21 protein-coding genes are annotated in these 18,710 nt (G+C 58.9%); 15 read left to right on the plus strand and 6 right to left on the minus strand.

Translation table 11 applies throughout. The features are described from left to right. Positions 1-158: 158 nt before the first annotated feature. Together PMI29_RS06140 and PMI29_RS06135 are read right to left on the minus strand one after the other, a co-directional pair. On the minus strand, positions 159-1,379 hold the full coding sequence (locus PMI29_RS06140) for a CaiB/BaiF CoA transferase family protein (protein ID WP_008002120.1): 1,221 nt from the start codon (positions 1,377-1,379) through the stop codon (positions 159-161). Between the two features lie 13 nt (positions 1,380-1,392). Then, on the minus strand, positions 1,393-2,574 hold the full coding sequence (locus PMI29_RS06135; RefSeq protein ID WP_008002122.1) for an acyl-CoA dehydrogenase: 1,182 nt from the start codon (positions 2,572-2,574) through the stop codon (positions 1,393-1,395). A gap of 157 nt (positions 2,575-2,731) precedes the next feature. Between PMI29_RS06135 and PMI29_RS06130 the strand changes: the two genes are divergently transcribed. From PMI29_RS06130 to PMI29_RS06085, 11 genes are all read left to right on the plus strand, one after another. Beyond that, positions 2,732-3,631 carry a LysR family transcriptional regulator gene (locus PMI29_RS06130; RefSeq protein WP_008002124.1) on the plus strand — a complete coding sequence of 300 codons (900 nt, stop codon included), beginning with the start codon at positions 2,732-2,734 and terminating at the stop codon, positions 3,629-3,631. Between the two features lie 435 nt (positions 3,632-4,066). After that, on the plus strand, positions 4,067-5,188 hold the full coding sequence (locus PMI29_RS06125) for a Re/Si-specific NAD(P)(+) transhydrogenase subunit alpha (protein ID WP_008002126.1): 1,122 nt from the start codon (positions 4,067-4,069) through the stop codon (positions 5,186-5,188). An 11-nt stretch (positions 5,189-5,199) separates the two neighbouring features. Further along, positions 5,200-5,556 (plus strand): NAD(P) transhydrogenase subunit alpha, encoded by a 357-nt coding sequence (locus PMI29_RS06120; RefSeq protein WP_008002128.1) that lies wholly within the window; start codon positions 5,200-5,202, stop codon positions 5,554-5,556. Next, on the plus strand, positions 5,553-6,989 hold the full coding sequence (locus tag PMI29_RS06115) for an NAD(P)(+) transhydrogenase (Re/Si-specific) subunit beta (protein ID WP_008002130.1): 1,437 nt from the start codon (positions 5,553-5,555) through the stop codon (positions 6,987-6,989). Before PMI29_RS06120 ends, PMI29_RS06115 begins: the two co-directional genes overlap by 4 nt. 213 nt (positions 6,990-7,202) lie before the next feature. Beyond that, the gene (locus PMI29_RS06110; protein WP_008002133.1) at positions 7,203-8,696 is read left to right on the plus strand and encodes an acetyl-CoA hydrolase/transferase family protein; all 1,494 of its coding nucleotides are present in this window, start codon (positions 7,203-7,205) and stop codon (positions 8,694-8,696) included. A 319-nt stretch (positions 8,697-9,015) separates the two neighbouring features. Then, positions 9,016-9,231: a DUF1127 domain-containing protein gene (locus PMI29_RS06105; RefSeq protein ID WP_008002135.1), complete on the plus strand. Its 216-nt coding sequence runs from the start codon at positions 9,016-9,018 to the stop codon at positions 9,229-9,231. A gap of 258 nt (positions 9,232-9,489) precedes the next feature. Next, entirely contained in the window at positions 9,490-9,699 is a 210-nt protein-coding gene (locus tag PMI29_RS31450; protein WP_081501710.1) for a DUF1127 domain-containing protein, read from the plus strand. 142 nt (positions 9,700-9,841) lie between these two features. Beyond that, positions 9,842-10,162: a DUF2388 domain-containing protein gene (locus tag PMI29_RS06100; RefSeq protein WP_008002137.1), complete on the plus strand. Its 321-nt coding sequence runs from the start codon at positions 9,842-9,844 to the stop codon at positions 10,160-10,162. A gap of 107 nt (positions 10,163-10,269) precedes the next feature. Further along, positions 10,270-10,587, plus strand: coding sequence for a DUF2388 domain-containing protein (locus PMI29_RS06095; RefSeq protein ID WP_008002139.1), 318 nt, complete (start codon positions 10,270-10,272; stop codon positions 10,585-10,587). A 27-nt stretch (positions 10,588-10,614) separates the two neighbouring features. Beyond that, positions 10,615-10,935 carry a DUF2388 domain-containing protein gene (locus PMI29_RS06090; RefSeq protein WP_008002141.1) on the plus strand — a complete coding sequence of 107 codons (321 nt, stop codon included), beginning with the start codon at positions 10,615-10,617 and terminating at the stop codon, positions 10,933-10,935. Further along, the gene (locus PMI29_RS06085; protein WP_008002143.1) at positions 10,932-12,893 is read left to right on the plus strand and encodes a DUF7844 domain-containing protein; all 1,962 of its coding nucleotides are present in this window, start codon (positions 10,932-10,934) and stop codon (positions 12,891-12,893) included. Before PMI29_RS06090 ends, PMI29_RS06085 begins: the two co-directional genes overlap by 4 nt. Before the next feature lie 54 nt (positions 12,894-12,947). Here PMI29_RS06085 and trpA read toward each other — a convergent pair whose 3' ends face one another. Both trpA and trpB read right to left on the minus strand, forming a co-directional pair. After that, positions 12,948-13,760, minus strand: coding sequence for a tryptophan synthase subunit alpha (trpA, locus tag PMI29_RS06080; RefSeq protein ID WP_008002144.1), 813 nt, complete (start codon positions 13,758-13,760; stop codon positions 12,948-12,950). Continuing rightward, the gene (trpB, locus tag PMI29_RS06075) at positions 13,760-14,980 is read right to left on the minus strand and encodes a tryptophan synthase subunit beta (RefSeq protein WP_008002146.1); all 1,221 of its coding nucleotides are present in this window, start codon (positions 14,978-14,980) and stop codon (positions 13,760-13,762) included. The genes trpA and trpB overlap by 1 nt, the downstream gene beginning before the upstream one ends. Positions 14,981-15,092: 112 nt before the next feature. On the opposite strand from trpB, the gene PMI29_RS06070 reads away from it, so the two are divergent. Continuing rightward, entirely contained in the window at positions 15,093-15,986 is an 894-nt protein-coding gene (locus PMI29_RS06070; RefSeq protein ID WP_008002148.1) for a LysR family transcriptional regulator, read from the plus strand. Here the strand turns inward: PMI29_RS06070 and PMI29_RS06065 are convergent. Further along, on the minus strand, positions 15,983-16,306 hold the full coding sequence (locus tag PMI29_RS06065; RefSeq protein ID WP_008002150.1) for a DUF883 family protein: 324 nt from the start codon (positions 16,304-16,306) through the stop codon (positions 15,983-15,985). The two genes, PMI29_RS06070 and PMI29_RS06065, sit on opposite strands and share 4 nt — an antisense overlap. A 157-nt stretch (positions 16,307-16,463) precedes the next feature. Between PMI29_RS06065 and PMI29_RS06060 the strand changes: the two genes are divergently transcribed. Both PMI29_RS06060 and PMI29_RS06055 read left to right on the plus strand, forming a co-directional pair. Continuing rightward, positions 16,464-16,679, plus strand: coding sequence for a dodecin (locus tag PMI29_RS06060; RefSeq protein WP_008002152.1), 216 nt, complete (start codon positions 16,464-16,466; stop codon positions 16,677-16,679). A gap of 121 nt (positions 16,680-16,800) precedes the next feature. Beyond that, positions 16,801-17,025 carry a DUF1161 domain-containing protein gene (locus tag PMI29_RS06055; RefSeq protein ID WP_008002156.1) on the plus strand — a complete coding sequence of 75 codons (225 nt, stop codon included), beginning with the start codon at positions 16,801-16,803 and terminating at the stop codon, positions 17,023-17,025. A 68-nt stretch (positions 17,026-17,093) separates the two neighbouring features. Here PMI29_RS06055 and PMI29_RS06050 read toward each other — a convergent pair whose 3' ends face one another. Further along, on the minus strand, positions 17,094-18,095 hold the full coding sequence (locus PMI29_RS06050; RefSeq protein WP_008002158.1) for an LLM class flavin-dependent oxidoreductase: 1,002 nt from the start codon (positions 18,093-18,095) through the stop codon (positions 17,094-17,096). A 378-nt stretch (positions 18,096-18,473) separates the two neighbouring features. Here PMI29_RS06050 and PMI29_RS06045 point away from each other — a divergent pair, with 378 nt between their 5' ends. Further along, positions 18,474-18,707, plus strand: a complete 234-nt coding sequence (locus PMI29_RS06045; protein WP_008002160.1) for a DUF1161 domain-containing protein — start codon at positions 18,474-18,476, stop codon at positions 18,705-18,707. Positions 18,708-18,710: the final 3 nt, after the last annotated feature.

The raw sequence follows: 18,710 nt of genomic DNA on the forward strand, positions 1-18,710 counted from the left end.
TTCGACTGCGCCGGAAGTGGGGCGAATTATAGACACCTGAAATCTGCCGTCAAGCACTGATTTAGGTTTTCTATCAATAAGCTGCAGAAAGCAGCAAAACGCCCCAAAGGGGGCCTATATAGAGGAGCCGAAACTCCCCTCTATATAGAAGAGACCCATCAGAGAACGCCCGAAGCCTTGAATGCAGTCACCGCCCCGGCATCCAGGCCCAACACCCGCTGCAGAACCTCCAGCGTGTGCTCACCCAGCAAAGGAGGTGCAAAACGGTACTCCACGGGCGTCTCCGAGAGTCGAATCGGGCTCGCCACCTGAGGCACCATACCAGCCAGCGCATGCGGCAGCTCGATAGCCAACCCGCGCGCCTTCACCTGAGGATCGGCAAACATCTGCGCCACGTCATTGATAGGCCCGCAGGGCACGCCAGCCTGTTCCAGCTGCGCCACCCACTCAGCGGTAGTCTTGAATACCGTAGCCTGGCGGATCAGCGGAATCAGTACAGCCCTGTTTGCCACCCGCAGCTTGTTGGTAGCAAAACGCGGATCGTCCGCCCATTGCGGCTGCCCGGCCACTTCCGCGAACTTGCGGAACTGCCCATCGTTCCCGACGGTAAGGATGAAATCGCCATCCGCCGTAGGAAAATCCTGATAAGGCACGATGTTCGGGTGAGCATTACCCAAGCGTTTAGGCGCATTGCCTGTCGTCAGGTAGTTCATTGCCTGGTTAGCCAGGCAAGCCACCTGTACGTCCAGTAGCGCCATGTCGATATGCTGACCGCCTCCGTCGTGATCCCGATGCGCAAGCGCAGCCAGGATCGCAACAGTCGAATACAGCCCGGTCAGGATATCCGTCAGCGCTACGCCAACCTTCACCGGCCCCGCGCCTTCTTCGCCTTCAGGTCGCCCCGTCAGACTCATGAGACCGCCCAGCCCCTGGATCATGAAGTCATAACCCGCACGCTTGGCGTAAGGGCCGGTCTGGCCGAAGCCGGTGATCGAGCAATAGATCAGATCCGGATTGATCGCCTTCAACGATTCATAGTCCAGGCCATAAGCCGCCAAACCGCCAACCTTGAAGTTCTCGATCAGGATGTCCGACTTGGCCGCCAACTCACGCACCAGCTTCTGCCCTTCAGGGCGCGTGAAGTCGATGGTGACCGATTGCTTGTTGCGATTGGCCGACAAGTAATAGGCCGCCTCGCTGGTGTTTTCCCCATAAGCGTCTTTAAGGAACGGCGGCCCCCAGGCGCGCGTGTCATCGCCGTTACCCGGGCGCTCGACCTTGATCACTTCGGCGCCAAGGTCGGCAAGGATCTGCCCGGCCCAAGGCCCGGCCAGCACCCGCGATAAATCCAGTACCCGTAGATGCGAAAGCGCGCCCATCGACGTTCTCCTATTAATAGAACGCCTGGATGCCGGTTTGCGCACGACCAAGGATCAGAGCATGGACGTCATGGGTACCTTCGTAGGTGTTCACCACTTCCAGGTTGACCAGGTGGCGAGCAACACCGAACTCATCGGAAATACCATTGCCGCCCAACATATCGCGAGCCATGCGAGCGATGTCCAGGGACTTGCCGCAAGAGTTGCGCTTCATCATCGAAGTGATTTCGACCGCCGCAGTACCTTCATCCTTCATACGACCCAGACGCAGGCAGCCTTGCAGCGCCATGGTGATTTCAGTCTGCATGTCGGCCAGTTTTTTCTGGATCAACTGAGTGGCGGCCAGTGGGCGACCGAACTGCTGACGATCCAGGGTGTACTGGCGAGCGGTGTGCCAGCAGAACTCGGCAGCACCCAACGCGCCCCAGGAGATGCCGTAACGTGCCGAGTTGAGGCACGTGAAAGGACCTTTCAGGCCACGGACATCCGGGAAAATGTTTTCTTCCGGAACGAACACGTTGTCCATCACGATTTCACCGGTGATCGATGCCCGCAGGCCCACCTTGCCGTGAATCGCCGGAGCGCTCAGGCCTTTCCAGCCTTTCTCCAGAACGAAGCCGCGGATGTCGCCGGCATCATCCTTGCCCCAGACCACGAACACATCGGCGATCGGGCTGTTGGTGATCCACATCTTGCTGCCCGTGAGGCTGTAGCCGCCTTCTACTTTGCGTGCACGAGTAATCATCGCGCCCGGATCGGAACCGTGGTTAGGCTCGGTCAGGCCGAAGCAGCCGATCCACTCGCCCGAAGCCAGTTTCGGCAGGGACTTCTGCTTCTGCGCTTCAGTACCGAATTCATTGATCGGCACCATCACCAGAGAGGACTGCACGCTCATCATCGAGCGATAGCCGGAGTCGATGCGCTCGACTTCACGTGCGATCAGGCCATAGCTGACATAGTTCAGGCCACTGCCGCCGTACTGCTCGGGGATGGTTGCGCCCAACAGGCCGACTTCGCCCATTTCGCGGAAGATCGCCGGGTCGGTCTTCTCATGACGGAAAGCTTCGAGAATGCGCGGCGCAAGGCTTTGCTGAGCGAATTGCGCAGCCGTGTCGCGAATCATGCGCTCTTCTTCAGTGAGCTGTTGATCCAGCAGCAGGGGATCGATCCAGTTGAAGCTAGCTTTACCGCCCATGAGTGTGTCCTCTCGAATCGGGTCAAATAACGTGGACTGATGCTAGGCCGGGTTCGGCGTTACGACAAACGAGGATTTCGCATACTGTTGTGCTAATTTCTCACTCCGAAACGTCGCAAAAGAGCCTTTATACGATGTATTAGTGAGGTTGACGTACATGCGCAGAAAGATACCCAGCACCACCGCCCTGATCAGCTTTGAGGCAGCGGCACGCCACGAGAGCTTTACCAAGGCAGCCCAGGAACTTTCGCTGACCCAAGGGGCGATTTGCCGACAGATCGCCAGCCTGGAGGAGTTCCTCAGCGTGGAACTGTTCCGACGCTCGCGGCGCGGGGTCAAGCTGACGGAAGCCGGTCTCTCCTACAGCCGTCGAGTGGCCACTCAGCTCGACGCGGTTGAGCGCGACACCTTGTCCGTGATGGGCCAACAGGGCGCCAACGTGATCGAGCTGGCCGTCGTTCCGACCTTCGGCACCCAATGGCTGCTGCCGCGACTCAAGGACTTCCAGCAAAAGCACCCGGAAGTGACGGTCAACCTGACCAACCGCACGCGGCCGTTCCTGTTCGCCGACACTGATTTTGATGCCGCCATCTACTTCGGTGACGCGGATTGGTCGGGTACAGAATCCCACAGACTGATGGGTGAAAATCCGATGCCCGTTTGCAGCCCCAACCTGCTCGGAAAAAAGACCAGTCTGACGCCCGGCGAAATCGCCGACTTGCCTCTTCTGCAACAAACCACCCGCCCCTATGCCTGGCGCCAATGGTTCGACTCCCAACACCTGAATGTCCCGCGAGACATGACAGGTCCTCGCTACGAGCTATTCTCCATGCTCGCCCAAGCGGCCATGCACGACATGGGCATTGCACTGATTCCGCCGTTCCTGATTCAAAGAGAGCTGAAAGAAAAACGCCTGGTGATCGCCAACCCGCAAGCACTGTCGAGCATCAAGGCTTATTACCTGATGATTCCTGAGCGAAAGGTCGAATCTGCGTCTTTGAGGGCATTTCGTGACTGGCTGGTAAATCAGGCACACAACTACAGCCTAGAGGGATAAAGGCTCTCTAACATTACTTGACCCCGTAGTCAGCAACTGTAAAGCCCTACAGATATACGTATTTGTCGCATAGCAGCAAACTGTATCGAGAAGTCGTACAAACGTCCCACAAGCGGCTGACCACGCGGCTTTGCGCCACTATTTCGAAGCGATGCCGCATCATTCATACGGCCGATGTGTAATTTCCTGAATTTCGGCCAGAATCCTTGAAAAGCACGGTCTGTAAGGGATTGAGCCAGCTGGTTGCGACATTCGGTCACGGGGTGACTTGTAGTTAATTTTCCGTCACCCGTCATAATCCCTTGAAGGGCACAAAGTTCGCCTGCAAAATGCCGCGCCCCGCCCTGATTTGGCGGGATCGTGCTGATCGGCCGCCCCAGCCGCACCATCCGTAGTGCATGGGTTTACTCAATAAGATCACGCAGGAGATTTGACGTGCACATTGGTGTTCCTCTCGAAACCCAGACCGGTGAAACACGGGTTGCTGCAACCCCGGAAACCATCAAGAAGCTGATCAGCCAGGGTCATAAGGTCACTGTACAAAGCGGCGCTGGCGTTAATGCCAGCGTTGTCGACAGTGCCTATGCAGCGGCAGGCGCGACCATTGGCAGCGCCAATGATGCGTTTGGTGCAGAGCTGATTTTGAAGGTGGTCGCTCCCAGCGACAGCGAACTGACGCTGATTAAAAGCGGCACCGTTGTGGTGGGGATGCTCAACCCGTTCAGCAACGAAACCATCGCCAAGCTGGCCGAGTGCGGCATTACCGCATTTGCCCTGGAGGCTGCGCCTCGCACATCCCGCGCCCAAAGCCTGGATGTACTGTCCTCGCAAGCCAACATCGCCGGTTATAAATCCGTGTTGCTGGCCGCGCACTACTATCCGCGCTTCATGCCGATGCTGATGACTGCTGCTGGCACTGTGAAGGCGGCGCGCGTGCTGATTCTCGGTGCAGGTGTGGCCGGTTTGCAGGCCATCGCTACGGCGAAACGTCTGGGCGCAGTGATCGAAGCGTCTGACGTGCGCCCTGCGGTAAAAGAGCAGATCGAATCCCTCGGCGCCAAATTCGTCGACGTGCCTTACGAGACCGATGAAGAGCGTGAATGCGCCGTCGGTGTCGGAGGCTACGCCCGGCCAATGCCGGCCAGCTGGATGCAACGTCAGGCCGTGGCCGTGCACGAGCGCGCCAAACAAGCTGACATCGTCATCACCACCGCGCTGATTCCGGGCCGCAAGGCACCGACGTTGTTGAGCGCGGAAACCGTGGCGCAGATGAAACCCGGTTCGGTGGTCATCGACCTCGCAGCAGCCCAGGGCGGCAACTGCCCGCTGACCGTGGCGGACCAAGTGGTCGTCGAGAATGGCGTGACCATTGTCGGCCCGACCAACCTGGCTGCCGCAGTTGGAGCCGATGCCTCGGCACTGTATGCACGCAACCTGCTGGACTTCATGAAACTGTTGTTCGATAAAGAAGGACAACTGGTGATCAACCTTGAAGACGATATCGTCGCCGCGTGCCTGATGTGCCGCGACGGCCAGATCGTGCGCAAGAACGGCTGAGGATAAAAACAATGGAAGACATGCTGATCTCTCACGGTATCTACAACCTGATCATCTTCGTGCTGGCTATCTATGTCGGCTACCACGTGGTCTGGAACGTCACACCTGCCCTGCACACGCCACTGATGGCCGTGACCAATGCCATCTCGGCCATCGTGATCGTCGGCGCCATGCTCGCTGCCGCCCTCACCGTGACCCCGCTGGGCAAGACCATGGGCACCATGGCGGTGGCCCTGGCCGCAGTCAACGTGTTTGGTGGCTTCCTGGTAACCCGGCGCATGCTGGAAATGTTCAAGAAGAAAGCGGCTCCGGCAAAAGCTCCGGCAGCCAAGGCCGAAGCAGCCAAGGCTGAGGTGCAGCAAGCATGAGCATGAACCTGGTTACTTCCCTGTATCTGATCGCCTCGGTCTGCTTCATCCAGGCGCTCAAGGGTCTCTCGCATCCCACCACGTCGCGTCGCGGCAACCTGTTCGGCATGCTCGGCATGGGCCTGGCGATCCTCACCACAGTCGGCCTGATCTACAAGCTGGGTGCCGAACTTGCCCACGACGGTATCGTCTACGTGATCGTCGGCCTGCTGATCGGCGGCACCGCCGGTTCGATCATGGCCAAACGCGTTGAAATGACCAAGATGCCCGAACTGGTCGCCTTCATGCACAGCATGATCGGCCTGGCTGCGGTGTTCATCGCCGTGGCTGCCGTGGTCGAGCCGCAGTCGCTGGGCATCGTCCAGCAACTCGGTGACGCGATCCCGGCCGGTAACCGCCTGGAACTGTTCCTCGGTGCCGCCATTGGTGCAATCACCTTCTCCGGCTCGGTCATTGCCTTCGGCAAGCTGGCCGGCAAGTACAAGTTCCGCCTGTTCCAGGGTGCACCGGTACAGTTTGGCGGTCAGCACAAGCTGAACCTGCTGCTGGGCCTGGCCACACTGGCCCTGGGCGTGACCTTCATGCTCACCGGTGACTACACCGCTTTCGGCGTGATGCTGGCGCTGGCCTTCGTGCTCGGCGTGCTGATCATCATCCCGATCGGTGGCGCCGACATGCCGGTGGTGGTGTCGATGCTCAACAGTTACTCCGGTTGGGCGGCGGCGGGTATCGGCTTCTCGCTGAACAACTCGATGCTGATCATCGCCGGTTCGCTGGTAGGTTCGTCCGGTGCGATCCTCTCGTACATCATGTGCAAGGCGATGAACCGTTCCTTCTTTAATGTACTGCTCGGTGGTTTCGGCAATACGGCAGATGCGGCCGGCCCGGCGGGTTCGAAAGAAGCCCGTCCGGTGAAATCCGGCTCGGCTGACGACGCGACCTTCCTGCTGACCAACGCCGACACCGTGATCATCGTTCCGGGCTATGGTCTGGCGGTAGCACGGGCCCAGCATGCGCTGAAGGAACTGACCGAGAAGCTGACCCATCGCGGCGTGACCGTGAAGTACGCGATCCACCCGGTTGCCGGCCGTATGCCGGGGCACATGAACGTGTTGCTGGCCGAGGCCGAAGTGCCTTACGACCAGGTGTTCGAGATGGACGACATCAACTCCGAGTTCGGTCAGGCCGACGTGGTGCTGGTGCTGGGTGCCAACGACGTGGTCAACCCGGCCGCGAAGAACGATCCGAAATCGCCGATTGCCGGCATGCCGATTCTCGAAGCGTTCAAGGCCAAGACCATCATCGTCAACAAGCGCTCGATGGCCAGCGGCTATGCCGGCCTGGACAACGAACTGTTCTATCTGGACAAAACCATGATGGTGTTCGGCGACGCGAAGAAAGTCATCGAAGACATGGTCAAAGCCGTCGACTAACCCTCTGCGGCACACAGAACGCCCCGACTCGTCGGGGCGTTTTTGTTTGCGCAAAACGTCAGACAAACTATTCTTTTATTACCGATCCGGTAACGGTGTTTTGCTTCAAAGGCCCGGAATAGACACCTCGATTGCGACCTTGGTAGCGGGACAGAAGCCGACGCAATTCACTAGACTGCACGTCCTGCTACCTGTTACCCGAGATAACAATCCATGTACCGTGACCGTATTCGCCTGCCTTCGTTGTTGGACAAAGTGATGAGTGCCGCCGACGCTGCCGCTCTGATTGAGGACGGCATGACCGTCGGCATGAGTGGCTTCACTCGCGCCGGCGAAGCCAAGGCCGTCCCCCAGGCGCTGGCCGAGCGTGCCAAGGTCACGCCGCTGAAGATCAGCCTGATGACCGGCGCGAGCCTGGGCAACGACCTGGACAAGCAGTTGACAGAAGCCGGTGTGTTGTCGCGACGCATGCCATTCCAGGTCGACAGCACCCTGCGCAAGGCGATCAACGCCGGCGAGGTCATGTTCATCGACCAGCACTTGTCGGAAACCGTGGAGCAATTGCGCAACCAGCAATTGAAACTGCCGGACATTGCCGTGATTGAAGCGGTAGCAATCACCGAGCAAGGGCATATCGTGCCAACCACCTCGGTAGGCAACTCGGCCAGCTTCGCAATTTTCGCCAAGCATGTGATCGTCGAGATCAACATGGCGCACAACCCGAACCTCGAAGGTCTGCACGACATCTATATCCCGACCTATCGTCCGACCCGCACCCCGATTCCATTGGTCAAGGTCGACGACCGCATTGGCAGCACCGCCATCCCGATTCCAGCGGAAAAAATCGTCGCCATTGTGGTCACCAATCAGGCTGACTCACCCTCCACGGTGCTGGCGCCAGACGCTGAGACCCAAGCTATTGCCGACCACCTGATCGACTTCTTCAAGCAGGAAGTGGCCGCCGGACGCATGACCAACAAGCTCGGCCCGCTACAGGCCGGTATTGGCACCATTGCCAACTCGGTGATGTGTGGACTGATCGACTCGCCGTTCGAAGACCTGACGATGTATTCCGAAGTACTTCAGGACTCGACCTTCGACCTGATCGACGCAGGCAAGCTGAGTTTTGCCTCGGGCAGTTCGATCACCCTGTCGAGCCGGCGCAATGCCGACGTCTTCGGCAATCTGGAGCGCTACAAGGACAAACTGGTTCTGCGCCCGCAGGAGATTTCCAACCACCCTGAAGTCGTGCGTCGCCTTGGCATCATCGGCATCAACACGGCGCTGGAGTTCGACATCTACGGCAACGTCAACTCCACTCACGTCTGCGGCACGCGGATGATGAACGGCATCGGTGGCTCCGGCGACTTTGCGCGCAATGCGCACCTGTCCGTATTCGTGACCAAGTCGATTGCCAAGGGTGGTGCAATCTCCAGCGTGGTGCCGATGGTCAGCCACGTTGACCATACCGAACATGACGTCGACATCCTCGTGACCGAAGTAGGCCTGGCGGACTTGCGAGGCCTCGCGCCCCGGGAGCGTGCCCGGGTCATCATCGACAAGTGCGTGCATGCGGATTACCGCCAGGCGCTGAATGATTACTTCACCGCCGCATGCGCCATCGGCGGGCACACCCCGCACATCCTGCGTGACGCCCTCAGCTGGCACATCAACCTGGAAGAAACCGGGCAAATGCTGAAGAAGTAATTGGTACAGATAGCAGCTGACGCAAACACAGTTTCGTCAGCTTGCGCTTGCCCCCTCGCAATATGAAAAAAACTGTACTGCTGTACCGGTCATTTCCTACCGAAAACTCCTACCTTACTGGATCAAAACATCAAAAATGCACCATGACAGTGCGCATAGGTACAGTTGCCTCAATTTAGACCAGTACACCACCTATAAACAGTTAACTGAGCTCTCACAATACAGGTGAACTGTATCTACAGAGACTAGGCAAACAAGAGGATCATGGGCACCAGTTAAACCACTACCTAATCCCGCCACAAGCGGAAGGATGACCACCATGGAACGTACACTCAGTTCCGATCTGTTCTTTGAAGACACCGCTGCAAAAAACCAGGCTTCCCTGCCTCTGCGCGTTATCGCCAACCTGATGTTGTGGCAGCGCCGCATCTCCAGCCGCCATCAACTGGCTCGCCTGGATTCGCGTCTGCTGGCTGACGCCGGGATTAGCGAAGCACAACGCTACGAAGAGCTGAGCAAGCCGTTCTGGCGCTAAGCTAGCGTCGCTGGCTCTGACCTGAAGGTCCACCGCCAGCAACCCGAATTGAAAAAACAAAACCCGTCGTGGGAAACCACGACGGGTTTTGTCGTTTTGGCCGATCAAACCTGGTCTTACAGTAGGGAAACCTGAATACCAGTACAGTTTGTAGAAACCACAAACTGGATGAGTACAATATCGTCGCAGTGTGTCTGTAGTGGATGTTCGGCCGATGTCAGCATGGAACCCTCTACTTATCGAGACAGGGACCGCGCCATGAATTCTTTACAGGATGTTTCCACCCCCTCAATTCAATCGAGACCTTGCTTGAACTGGGTTAAAGATCTGTTAACAGGACTCTTCGCTAGTCTCGAAAGGGCGAGAGCGCGACGTTTACTGGCTCAACTCGATGATCGCCAGCTATCAGATCTTGGTATCAGCCACGCCGACCGCATCAATGAATTGGATAAACCGTTCTGGCGCTGACTTCCTGCTTGCATGACGGGCTATTCGAACCGACACACTCAGGCCTAATATCAATTCAGAACGTGGCGAGCGCCAAGCACCTGGCGTCTGACCTTGCAGACACTGCGCCATTTTTCAACTGGTTTACCCAAAGGAGTTACCTATGTCCCGTCTTCGCCTGCTTAGCGCTGCGGCCTTGTTTGCCGTAGCTGCCAGTGCACAAGCCAGCAGTTTCATCGTGACCACGGATGCTGTTGTCAATGCACTCAAAGCCACATCCGATGCGACCACCGACGTCGTCTCTTCGTCGTTCAAGGATGACAAGATCGTTCTTGCGGCCCGTGACGACGCTGCCAGCTTTGTCGCCAGCGAAGGTTCCATCCGCGGCGTAAAACTGGAAAGCGCACTCGACCACATTCGCCACCAGGCGCCACAGTTGAGCGCCACCGATGCACAACTGGCGCAAGCGATCCTGACCATCTAAACGACTGCACAGACATGGGGCACGTCCGACGTGTCCCAATGTTTCGGCGCTGGCTCTAGAACGGGCCTTGCGCTAGCCTTTTGACTCACTTTCAACTGTCGAGTCTCATGCGTTTTCCTTCCAGTCTCTTGATAGCTCCAGTCTTTCTTACCCTTGGTTACTGCGCATCAGCCCACGCTTATGACGCCTTCAACCTGTCCACCCAAGGCATCGTCGCCAGCGGTTACGCCACAAGTTTGGTGACCAGCGCCCCCTTCGACCATAAACTGCTGCTCGCCGCCCAGGATGACGCTGCGGCATTCATCGCCAGTGACGGCCAACTGAGAGGTGCACGACTGGAGTCGGCCTTGCGGTATCTGCGCCGAACCCAGGCAAAACTTCATGCCAGCGACCTTGAACTGGCACAAGCAATTCTCGTCCAATAGTTATCCCTGTTTTTCTGGAGTCGTTCCATGCGTAACCCGCTGATTGCTGCCACCTTGGGCCTGCTGCTGTTGGCCGACGTGGCCCAGGCACATACTCTGGTTGCCACCAGTAACATGCTGATCCGTGCTACCCAGCGCACCCTCGATTTCACCTCCGATACCACTACGTCCATCCGCGATTCGAAGATCGTGCGCGAAGCCCAGGACGATGCCGCCAGTTTCGTTGCCAGCAATGGCGACATCCGTGGCGCTCACCTGGAATCTGCTTTCGACTTGCTGCGCACCCGCGTGCCGGAAGCCCGTGACGCCAGTGACCAGGATCTCGCTGAAGCCATCCTCGCACTGTGAAGCGTCCAGGCGTCTGGCTGCTGGCCGGGGTCCTGTTGCTGCTGGGCAACACGGCCCACGCAGGCCTTCAGTTACAGCTCAAGACCGAAGGTCTGACTCCCGCACAACTGCAAGCCAGCCAGACGTTGCTCGATGAAGCCATGCAGGCACTGCCGCCACGCTTTATCGAGCAACTCGATCGACGCATCGACGTCGTCTGGACCGATGACATGCCAAGCAACGCCTATGGCCAGGCGTCACTGGTGTCCGAGCTTGATCTGAACCGCAACCTGCTGGCCGGCCTCACCGATGGCAGCGCTGCGACCAGGAAAACCCATCGCCCCCATGGCACCGTGCGCCAGGAAATGCTGGCCACGGTGTTGCACGAGCTGACTCACATCTACGATCGCTCGCGCCTGTGGCCGGATGCCGAACGCAAGCTGATTCAGCGTTGCACCCAGCGCAACAACAGCTCAGGGCTGGTTGGCATTCCCGACCAATGTCGGGGCCAGTCCGGTCGGCGTTTTACCCTCAGTGACGATCCGCGTCTGCTCGACCTCGCCGGCTGGCAGCAATACGTCGGCCGTCGCGGCGAACGCGAACAGCACAACCGCCAGATTGCCCGCAGTCCGGACATCTACGAGACCAGCAGTCCAAAGGAATTCGTCGCGGTCAACATGGAGTATTTCCTCCTTGATCCGACCTACGCCTGCCGCCGTCCCGCGCTGTATCGCTACTACGAGGAACATTTCGGCTGGGCGCCCGCCGCCAAAGACAGTTGCAGCAAAACCTTCGCCTTCCTCAATGCCGGCAACGACTTCGCCAAGACACCTTTGGGCCAGGTCGATCCGGAGCGGGTCTACGCCGTTGACTATCTGCTGGCCGAGGCTAACCAGAACTTGTTCAGCCGCTGGGGCCACAGCATGTTGCGCCTGGTGATCTGCGCACCGGGCCGGCCACGCGGACCGGATTGTCGACTGGACCTGGACCAGCATCTGGTGCTGTCGTACCGCGCCTTCGTCGGTGACGTGCAGCTGTCGAGCTGGGATGGCCTGGTCGGTAAATACCCGTCGCGGCTGTTCATCCTGCCGCTGTCCCAGGTCATCGACGAATACACCAAGACCGAGCTGCGCAGCCTGGCCTCCGTGCCCCTGAACCTGTCGCGCAGAGAGATTGAAGACGTGGTCGGACGTGCCGCCGAGATGCACTGGAGTTACGACGGCAACTACTTCTTCCTGTCGAACAACTGCGCGGTGGAAGAACTGAAACTGCTGCGCGGCGGCACCAACAACCCGCAACTGGTGGGACTCGACAACATCATGCCCAACGGTTTGTTGGAAGTGCTCAAGGGTCGCGGACTGGCGGACACCAGTGTGCTGGATGATCCGCGAGAAGCCTTGCGTCTGGGTTATCGTTTCGATTCTTTCCGCGATCGCTATCAGGCCATGTTCGAAGTACTGAAAAAGCACTTGCCGGTCAAACAGGAAACCGTCGAAGACTGGCTCGACTTGAAAGCCGAGGAGCGGCGGCAATGGTTTGAACAAGCCGATTTACGCACCAGTGCAGCGTTGCTTCTGCTGGAGCAAGCGAGTTTCCGTCGGCAGTTGCTATTGGCCCAGGATGAAGTGAAGCAACGCTATCTGGGTGCTCGAGAGCTGAAGAATGGCGGTATGGACAAGGCCAACGCGACACTGAAGGACATTCTTGCCAACAGTGGCTTCCTCAGCCGTCCGGCTGAGTTGCTGGGCACCAACGGTTATGGCTTGCCGCAGCCAAGCGAGTGGGAACATCTGGAATCAGAAAGCAGCCAGCGCCAGAAGCAGCTCCTGGCGCTGTCCGGGGATCTGGACAAGGAAGTGAGAGCGTTGCTTGAACCTGACCGTGCCGCCGAAATGGCCGCCAACGAGGCCAACGTGAAGCAGATTGGTGAGCACTTGCGCAAACTGCACAAGGCATCAGGCGGGATAGAGTTGCCTTGATCCGTAACCTGTAGGAGCGAGCTTGCTCGCTCCTACAGGGGGTCAGTGTTCAGCTCAACTGACGCGGGCTTTACGCACGCCGTCCGCCAGTGCCGAGCACAGACTCAATACGCCGTCGACGGCCTGGTCCGCAGTTGCCGCATTGGCGATCTGGTCGATCAACGCCGAGCCCACCACCACACCATCAGCCAGACGTGCGATGGACGCCGCCTGTTCCGGAGTCCGGATACCGAAACCGATGCTGATCGGCAGGTCGGTATGGCGGCGCAGACGGGCGACCGCTTCTTCGACGTGTTCCAGCGTGGCGGCACCGGCGCCGGTCACACCAGCCACCGACACGTAGTAGACGAAACCGGAGCTGCCGTTGAGAACGGTCGGCAGGCGTACATCGTCGGTGGTCGGCGTGGTCAGGCGAATGAAGTCCAGGCCCGCGGCCTGCGCCGGGTCGCACAGCTCGCCGTTATGCTCTGGCGGCAGGTCGACCACGATCAGGCCATCAACGCCGGCCTCTTTGGCTTCGGCAATGAAGCGCGGTACACCGTACATGTGAATCGGGTTGAAGTACCCCATCAGCACCAGCGGCGTTTCGTTGTTGTCCTGGCGGAACTCGCGAACCATTTGCAGGGTTTTCGCCAGATTCTGCCTGGCACCCAACGCACGGATGTTGGCGAGCTGGATGGCCGGGCCGTCAGCCATCGGGTCGGTGAAGGGCATGCCCAGCTCGATCACGTCAGCACCGGCCGCCGGCAAGCCTTTGAGGATCGCCAGGGAGGTGTCGTAGCTCGGGTCGCCAGCGGTCACGAAGGTCACCAAGGCGGCGCGGTTCTGTTCCTTGAGTTCGGCAAAACGCGTTTGCAGGCGGCTCATCAGTGTTTCTCCTGCTTGGATTGTTCCATGTGGTGCATCACGGTCTGCATGTCTTTGTCGCCACGGCCGGACAGGTTGACCACCATCAGGTGATCTTTTGGCAAGGTCGGTGCGCGCTTGAATACTTCAGCCAGGGCATGGGCGCTTTCAAGGGCAGGGATGATCCCTTCCAGGCGGCAGCACTGGTGAAACGCGGCGAGGGCTTCGTCGTCGGTCACCGAGGTGTACTGAACGCGGCCGATGTCGTGCAACCAGGCGTGTTCCGGACCGATGCCCGGGTAGTCGAGGCCGGCAGAGATCGAGTGGGCATCGATGATCTGGCCATCGTCGTCCTGCAGCAGGAAGGTGCGGTTGCCGTGCAGGACGCCAGGAACGCCGCCATTCAGGCTGGCCGCGTGCTTGCCGGTCTCGATGCCGTAACCGGCGGCTTCAACGCCGATGATCTCAACACTCTTGTCGTCGAGGAACGGGTGGAACAGGCCCATGGCGTTGGAACCACCACCAATGCACGCCACCAGACTGTCCGGCAGGCGGCCTTCCTGGGCTTGCAGTTGCTCGCGGGTTTCCTTGCCGATCACGGCCTGGAAGTCGCGGACCATCGCCGGGTAAGGGTGCGGACCGGCCACGGTGCCGATCAGGTAGAAGGTGCTGTCGACGTTGGTCACCCAGTCACGCAGGGCTTCGTTCATCGCGTCTTTCAACGTGCCAGTACCGGCTACCACCGGGATCACCTCGGCACCCAACAGCTTCATGCGAAACACGTTGGCCTGCTGACGCTCGATGTCAGTGGTACCCATGTAGATCACGCAATCCAGACCGAAGCGTGCAGCGACGGTGGCGGTGGCCACACCGTGCATGCCGGCACCGGTCTCGGCGATGATGCGCTTCTTGCCCATGCGCCGCGCCAGCAGGATCTGGCCGATGCAGTTGTTGATCTTGTGCGCGCCGGTGTGGTTCAGCTCTTCACGCTTGAGGTAGATCTTCGCACCGCCACAGAACTCGGTCAGACGCTCGGCGAAGTACAGTGGGCTTGGACGTCCGACATAGTCGCGCTGGAAGTAGGCCAGTTCTTCCTTGAATGCAGGATCTTCCTTGGCCAACTCATATTCGCGGGCCAGGTCGAGGATCAACGGCATCAGGGTTTCGGCAACGTAGCGGCCGCCGAACGCGCCAAACAGGCCGTTGGCATCAGGGCCGTTGCGCAGATTAGTCTGGGTCATTTGGCGCTCCAGTTGAATGCGTAAAGAGACAGTGGGCTTCACTCTACCCCTGACGTCCCGGCCTGAAAACCGATAAGATCGCCGCAACCTGTCAGTAAAACTCACAGATCCCATGAGCCATGACCTTCCTCCGCTGAACGCGCTTCGCGCCTTTGAAGCCACTGCCCGCCTGAACAGCGTCAGCCAGGCGGCCGAACAGCTGCACGTCACCCACGGTGCGGTCAGCCGGCAACTCAAGGTGCTTGAAGAACACCTCGGCGTAAGCCTGTTCATCAAGGACGGTCGCGGCCTGAAACTCACAGATGCCGGGTTGCGTCTGCGTGACGCCAGCAGCGAAGCCTTCGAGCGCCTGCGCAGCGTTTGCGCCGAACTCACACAAAGCACAGCCGATGCCCCCTTCGTGCTCGGTTGCTCAGGAAGCCTGCTGGCGCGCTGGTTTATCCCGCGGCTGGGGAGGCTCAATGCCGACCTGCCGGACTTGCGCCTGCACCTGTCGGCCGGAGAGGGCGATCTCGATCCGCGAAGACCGGGGCTGGATGCCTTGCTGGTCTTTGCCGAGCCTCCCTGGCCGGCGGACATGCAGGTTTTTGAGCTGGCCAGCGAACGTATCGGTCCGGTCATGAGCCCGCGGTTCACCGGCTATGAACGGCTCAAGGAAGCGCCGGCCACTGCACTGCTGAGCGAACCCTTGCTGCACACCACCTCACGCCCGCAAGCCTGGCCGAGCTGGGCGCAACCACGAGGCCTCGACGCCAGGGCGTTGAAGTACGGTCAGGGATTTGAACATTTGTATTACTTGCTGGAAGCCGCCGTCGCGGGTCTGGGCGTGGCGATTGCCCCCGAGCCCTTGGTGACGGAGGACTTGAAGGCCGGCCGCCTGGTTGCGCCATGGGGCTTCAGTGAAACCCCGGCACAACTGGCGTTGTGGCTACCCAAGCGCGCCGCGGACGGGCGCGCCCGGCAACTGGCGCAGTGGCTCAGGAACGAGCTGCGTCGAGCGGATTAATCACGCTTGCACAACAGATACGCGGCCAGCAGGCCCAATGCGCCCACGGCAACACCGGCTGTTGTCCAGGGGTGTTCCTGGGCGTAGCCCCGGGTGGCGATCCCGGTTTCGCGGGTTTTGACCTTGACCTCTTCATAGGCATCGGCCAGCAGATGACGCGAGTGCTTCAAGGCATTCTCGGCGTTGCTTTTCAGGGTCTTGAGGGTTTTACGCGACTCGTCCGAAGCGTCGTCCTTCAAGCTTTCCAAAGACTTGAGCAGACTCTCGATCTCGGCTTCCATGCTTTGCAATGAGGCTTTGCGTAACGAGGTGTTGGCCATGGTGGCTCTCCTGCATTGGTGATGAGTGGCGTGTGTTGGTTGGGACTTCAGGGGTTCGAGAAAGTGCAGAAAATCTGAACTTCACCTTCAGAACGGCCAACAGAAGAAATAGGAAAAATCACTGCTAGGCTGTAATTCACACGCCGAGGAGAACGCCATGTCTGACCATCACACCTACAAGAAAGTCGAGCTGGTCGGCTCGTCCACCAGCAGCATCGAAGATGCGATCAACAACGCCCTGGCCGAAGCCAGTAAAAGCATCAAGTATATGGAATGGTTTGAAGTGACCGAGACCCGTGGGCACATCAGGGACGGCAAGGCAGCGCACTTTCAGGTGACCTTGAAAGTCGGATTCCGCATTGCCAGCAGCTGACTTTGGGCTAGTCTTCTGAACTTGCACGCCAGCCGAATGCCATAGGGAATGGCAAAGCGCTCCATGAGTGCGTCCGGCTGACGGCTGGTTACCCCTATGATCCGACCAGGGAATGCAACCGATGAAGAAGTTTATGTTGGCGGTAGGTTTGTTGAGCCTTGCGGGGACCGCATTGGCGGGTGATGGCAAGCCATGCGAAGAGCTGAAAGCCGAAATCGCAGCGAAACTTGATGCCAAGGGCGTTTCCGGTTATTCGCTGGAGATTGTCGATAAAGGTACCGCTGCCGGCGGAAAAGTTGTTGGTAAATGCGAAAAGGGCGCCAAAGTGATCGTCTACAAAAAGTAGGCCGATCCTCGCCTGAACGAAAAAGCCGACGCCCTGGCGCCGGCTTTTTTATGCCTGCCGTTTGAGTATCAGCCTCGCATGACCTGTGCCAGCAGCTCGTAGGAATGCACACGATCCGAATGTTCGTACAGGTCACAGGTGAAAATCAGCTCGTCGGCCTGGGTCTGTTCGATCAGGACCTCGAGTTTGGCGCGGATTTTCTGCGGGCTGCCGATCATGGCCAGTCCAAGGAAATCGTGCACGGCCTCTTTCTCATGGGGCAGCCACAGGCCGTCCATGGTCTTCACCGGCGGACGTTGCACCAGGCTTTGCCCACGCATCAGGGCGAGAATCCGCTGGAACACCGAAGTGGCCAGGTAATCGGCCTGCTCGTCGGTATCGGCTGCCACCAATGGCACACCGAGCATTACGTAAGGTTTGTCCAGAACGGCTGACGGTTTGAAGTGATTGCGGTAGACCCGAATCGCTTCATGCATGTAGCGCGGTGCGAAATGCGATGCGAAGGCGTAGGGCAAACCGCGTTCACCCGCCAACTGTGCGCTGAACAGGCTCGACCCCAACAACCAGACCGGCACATTGGTCCCGGTTCCCGGCATGGCGATGATGCGTTGGTCCGGAGTGCGTGGCCCCAGGTAGCGCACCAGTTCCGCCACATCTTCCGGGAAGTCGTCGGCGCTGCCGGAGCGCTCACGGCGCAACGCACGTGCGGTCATCTGGTCGGAGCCCGGGGCACGCCCCAGGCCCAGATCGATCCGGCCCGGATAAAGACTCTCCAGGGTGCCGAACTGCTCGGCAATCACCAACGGCGCGTGGTTAGGCAACATCACCCCACCCGAACCGACTCGAATGGTCGACGTGCCACCGGCCAGGTAGCCGAGCAGCACCGAAGTCGCGGAACTGGCGATGCCATCCATGTTGTGGTGCTCAGCCACCCAGAAGCGGTTGTAACCGAACTTCTCGACGTGTTGCGCCAGGTCCAGCGAATTGCGCAGCGACTGAGCCGCGCTGCCGTTCTCGCGCACCGGCACCAGATCGAGGGTCGAGAACTTGATATCGGACAGTCGTTTCATAAACCTGCTTCTCCAATTGAGGGCGCAGGTTCGATCTTGCGAACGAAAACCTGCCGAATCCAAAAGCGTGTTTCATGCAATGTGGGCATATACCCGAGTTTCAATAGCCCGGTAAAAAATCCGGCGAAAAAAGCTGATTGATCGGACGAGGTGATGATGATCCTCAAGGCGAAATCAGCCTGGAGGCAACATTGGTCGGCTGGATTTTCGTTGAAACGAAAGATCGCAGCCTTGGGCAACCACCGGGATCACTCGGCAGATTGCCCAAGGCTGCGATCTTTTTTGCGTCGTGACAGACTTGCCCGCTAAAACTGTGGTCGAATAAATGACAGCAGCGAAACCCCATGACTGTGGTGCTGCCTCAAAGGAGCTTCAACCATGAAACGTTTTGCCCTGGTGATTATCTGTTGCGCACTGGCCACTTCGGCCCTCGCAGCGCCGAAACCCTGCGAAGAACTCAAGGCCGAGATCGAAGCCAAGATCCAGGCCAGTGGCGTCACCGCCTACACGCTTGAAATCGTCACCAACGACGAGGTACACGACCAGAACATGGTCGTTGGCTCTTGCGAAAACGGCACCAAGAAAATCATCTACCAGAAGAACGACCGCTGACAC

The organism is Pseudomonas sp. GM49, from assembly GCF_000282355.1.
GTDB lineage: Bacteria > Pseudomonadota > Gammaproteobacteria > Pseudomonadales > Pseudomonadaceae > Aquipseudomonas.

Bases quoted from the DNA above. Each gene is read 5' to 3' on its own strand.
- PMI29_RS06050 (WP_008002158.1), bottom strand. From the start codon at position 18,095: ATGAAACGACTGTCCGATATCAAGTTCTCGACCCTCGATCTGGTGCCG.
- trpA (WP_008002144.1), bottom strand. From the start codon at position 13,760: ATGAGCCGCCTGCAAACGCGTTTTGCCGAACTCAAGGAACAGAACCGC.
- PMI29_RS06105 (WP_008002135.1), top strand. From the start codon at position 9,016: ATGGAACGTACACTCAGTTCCGATCTGTTCTTTGAAGACACCGCTGCA.
- trpB (WP_008002146.1), bottom strand. From the start codon at position 14,980: ATGACCCAGACTAATCTGCGCAACGGCCCTGATGCCAACGGCCTGTTT.
- PMI29_RS06100 (WP_008002137.1), top strand. From the start codon at position 9,842: ATGTCCCGTCTTCGCCTGCTTAGCGCTGCGGCCTTGTTTGCCGTAGCT.
- PMI29_RS06060 (WP_008002152.1), top strand. From the start codon at position 16,464: ATGTCTGACCATCACACCTACAAGAAAGTCGAGCTGGTCGGCTCGTCC.
- PMI29_RS06065 (WP_008002150.1), bottom strand. From the start codon at position 16,306: ATGGCCAACACCTCGTTACGCAAAGCCTCATTGCAAAGCATGGAAGCC.
- PMI29_RS06120 (WP_008002128.1), top strand. From the start codon at position 5,200: ATGGAAGACATGCTGATCTCTCACGGTATCTACAACCTGATCATCTTC.
- PMI29_RS06055 (WP_008002156.1), top strand. From the start codon at position 16,801: ATGAAGAAGTTTATGTTGGCGGTAGGTTTGTTGAGCCTTGCGGGGACC.
- PMI29_RS06135 (WP_008002122.1), bottom strand. From the start codon at position 2,574: ATGGGCGGTAAAGCTAGCTTCAACTGGATCGATCCCCTGCTGCTGGAT.
- PMI29_RS06110 (WP_008002133.1), top strand. From the start codon at position 7,203: ATGTACCGTGACCGTATTCGCCTGCCTTCGTTGTTGGACAAAGTGATG.
- PMI29_RS06130 (WP_008002124.1), top strand. From the start codon at position 2,732: ATGCGCAGAAAGATACCCAGCACCACCGCCCTGATCAGCTTTGAGGCA.
- PMI29_RS06090 (WP_008002141.1), top strand. From the start codon at position 10,615: ATGCGTAACCCGCTGATTGCTGCCACCTTGGGCCTGCTGCTGTTGGCC.
- PMI29_RS06140 (WP_008002120.1), bottom strand. From the start codon at position 1,379: ATGGGCGCGCTTTCGCATCTACGGGTACTGGATTTATCGCGGGTGCTG.
- PMI29_RS06095 (WP_008002139.1), top strand. From the start codon at position 10,270: ATGCGTTTTCCTTCCAGTCTCTTGATAGCTCCAGTCTTTCTTACCCTT.
- PMI29_RS06045 (WP_008002160.1), top strand. From the start codon at position 18,474: ATGAAACGTTTTGCCCTGGTGATTATCTGTTGCGCACTGGCCACTTCG.
- PMI29_RS06070 (WP_008002148.1), top strand. From the start codon at position 15,093: ATGAGCCATGACCTTCCTCCGCTGAACGCGCTTCGCGCCTTTGAAGCC.
- PMI29_RS06115 (WP_008002130.1), top strand. From the start codon at position 5,553: ATGAGCATGAACCTGGTTACTTCCCTGTATCTGATCGCCTCGGTCTGC.
- PMI29_RS31450 (WP_081501710.1), top strand. From the start codon at position 9,490: ATGAATTCTTTACAGGATGTTTCCACCCCCTCAATTCAATCGAGACCT.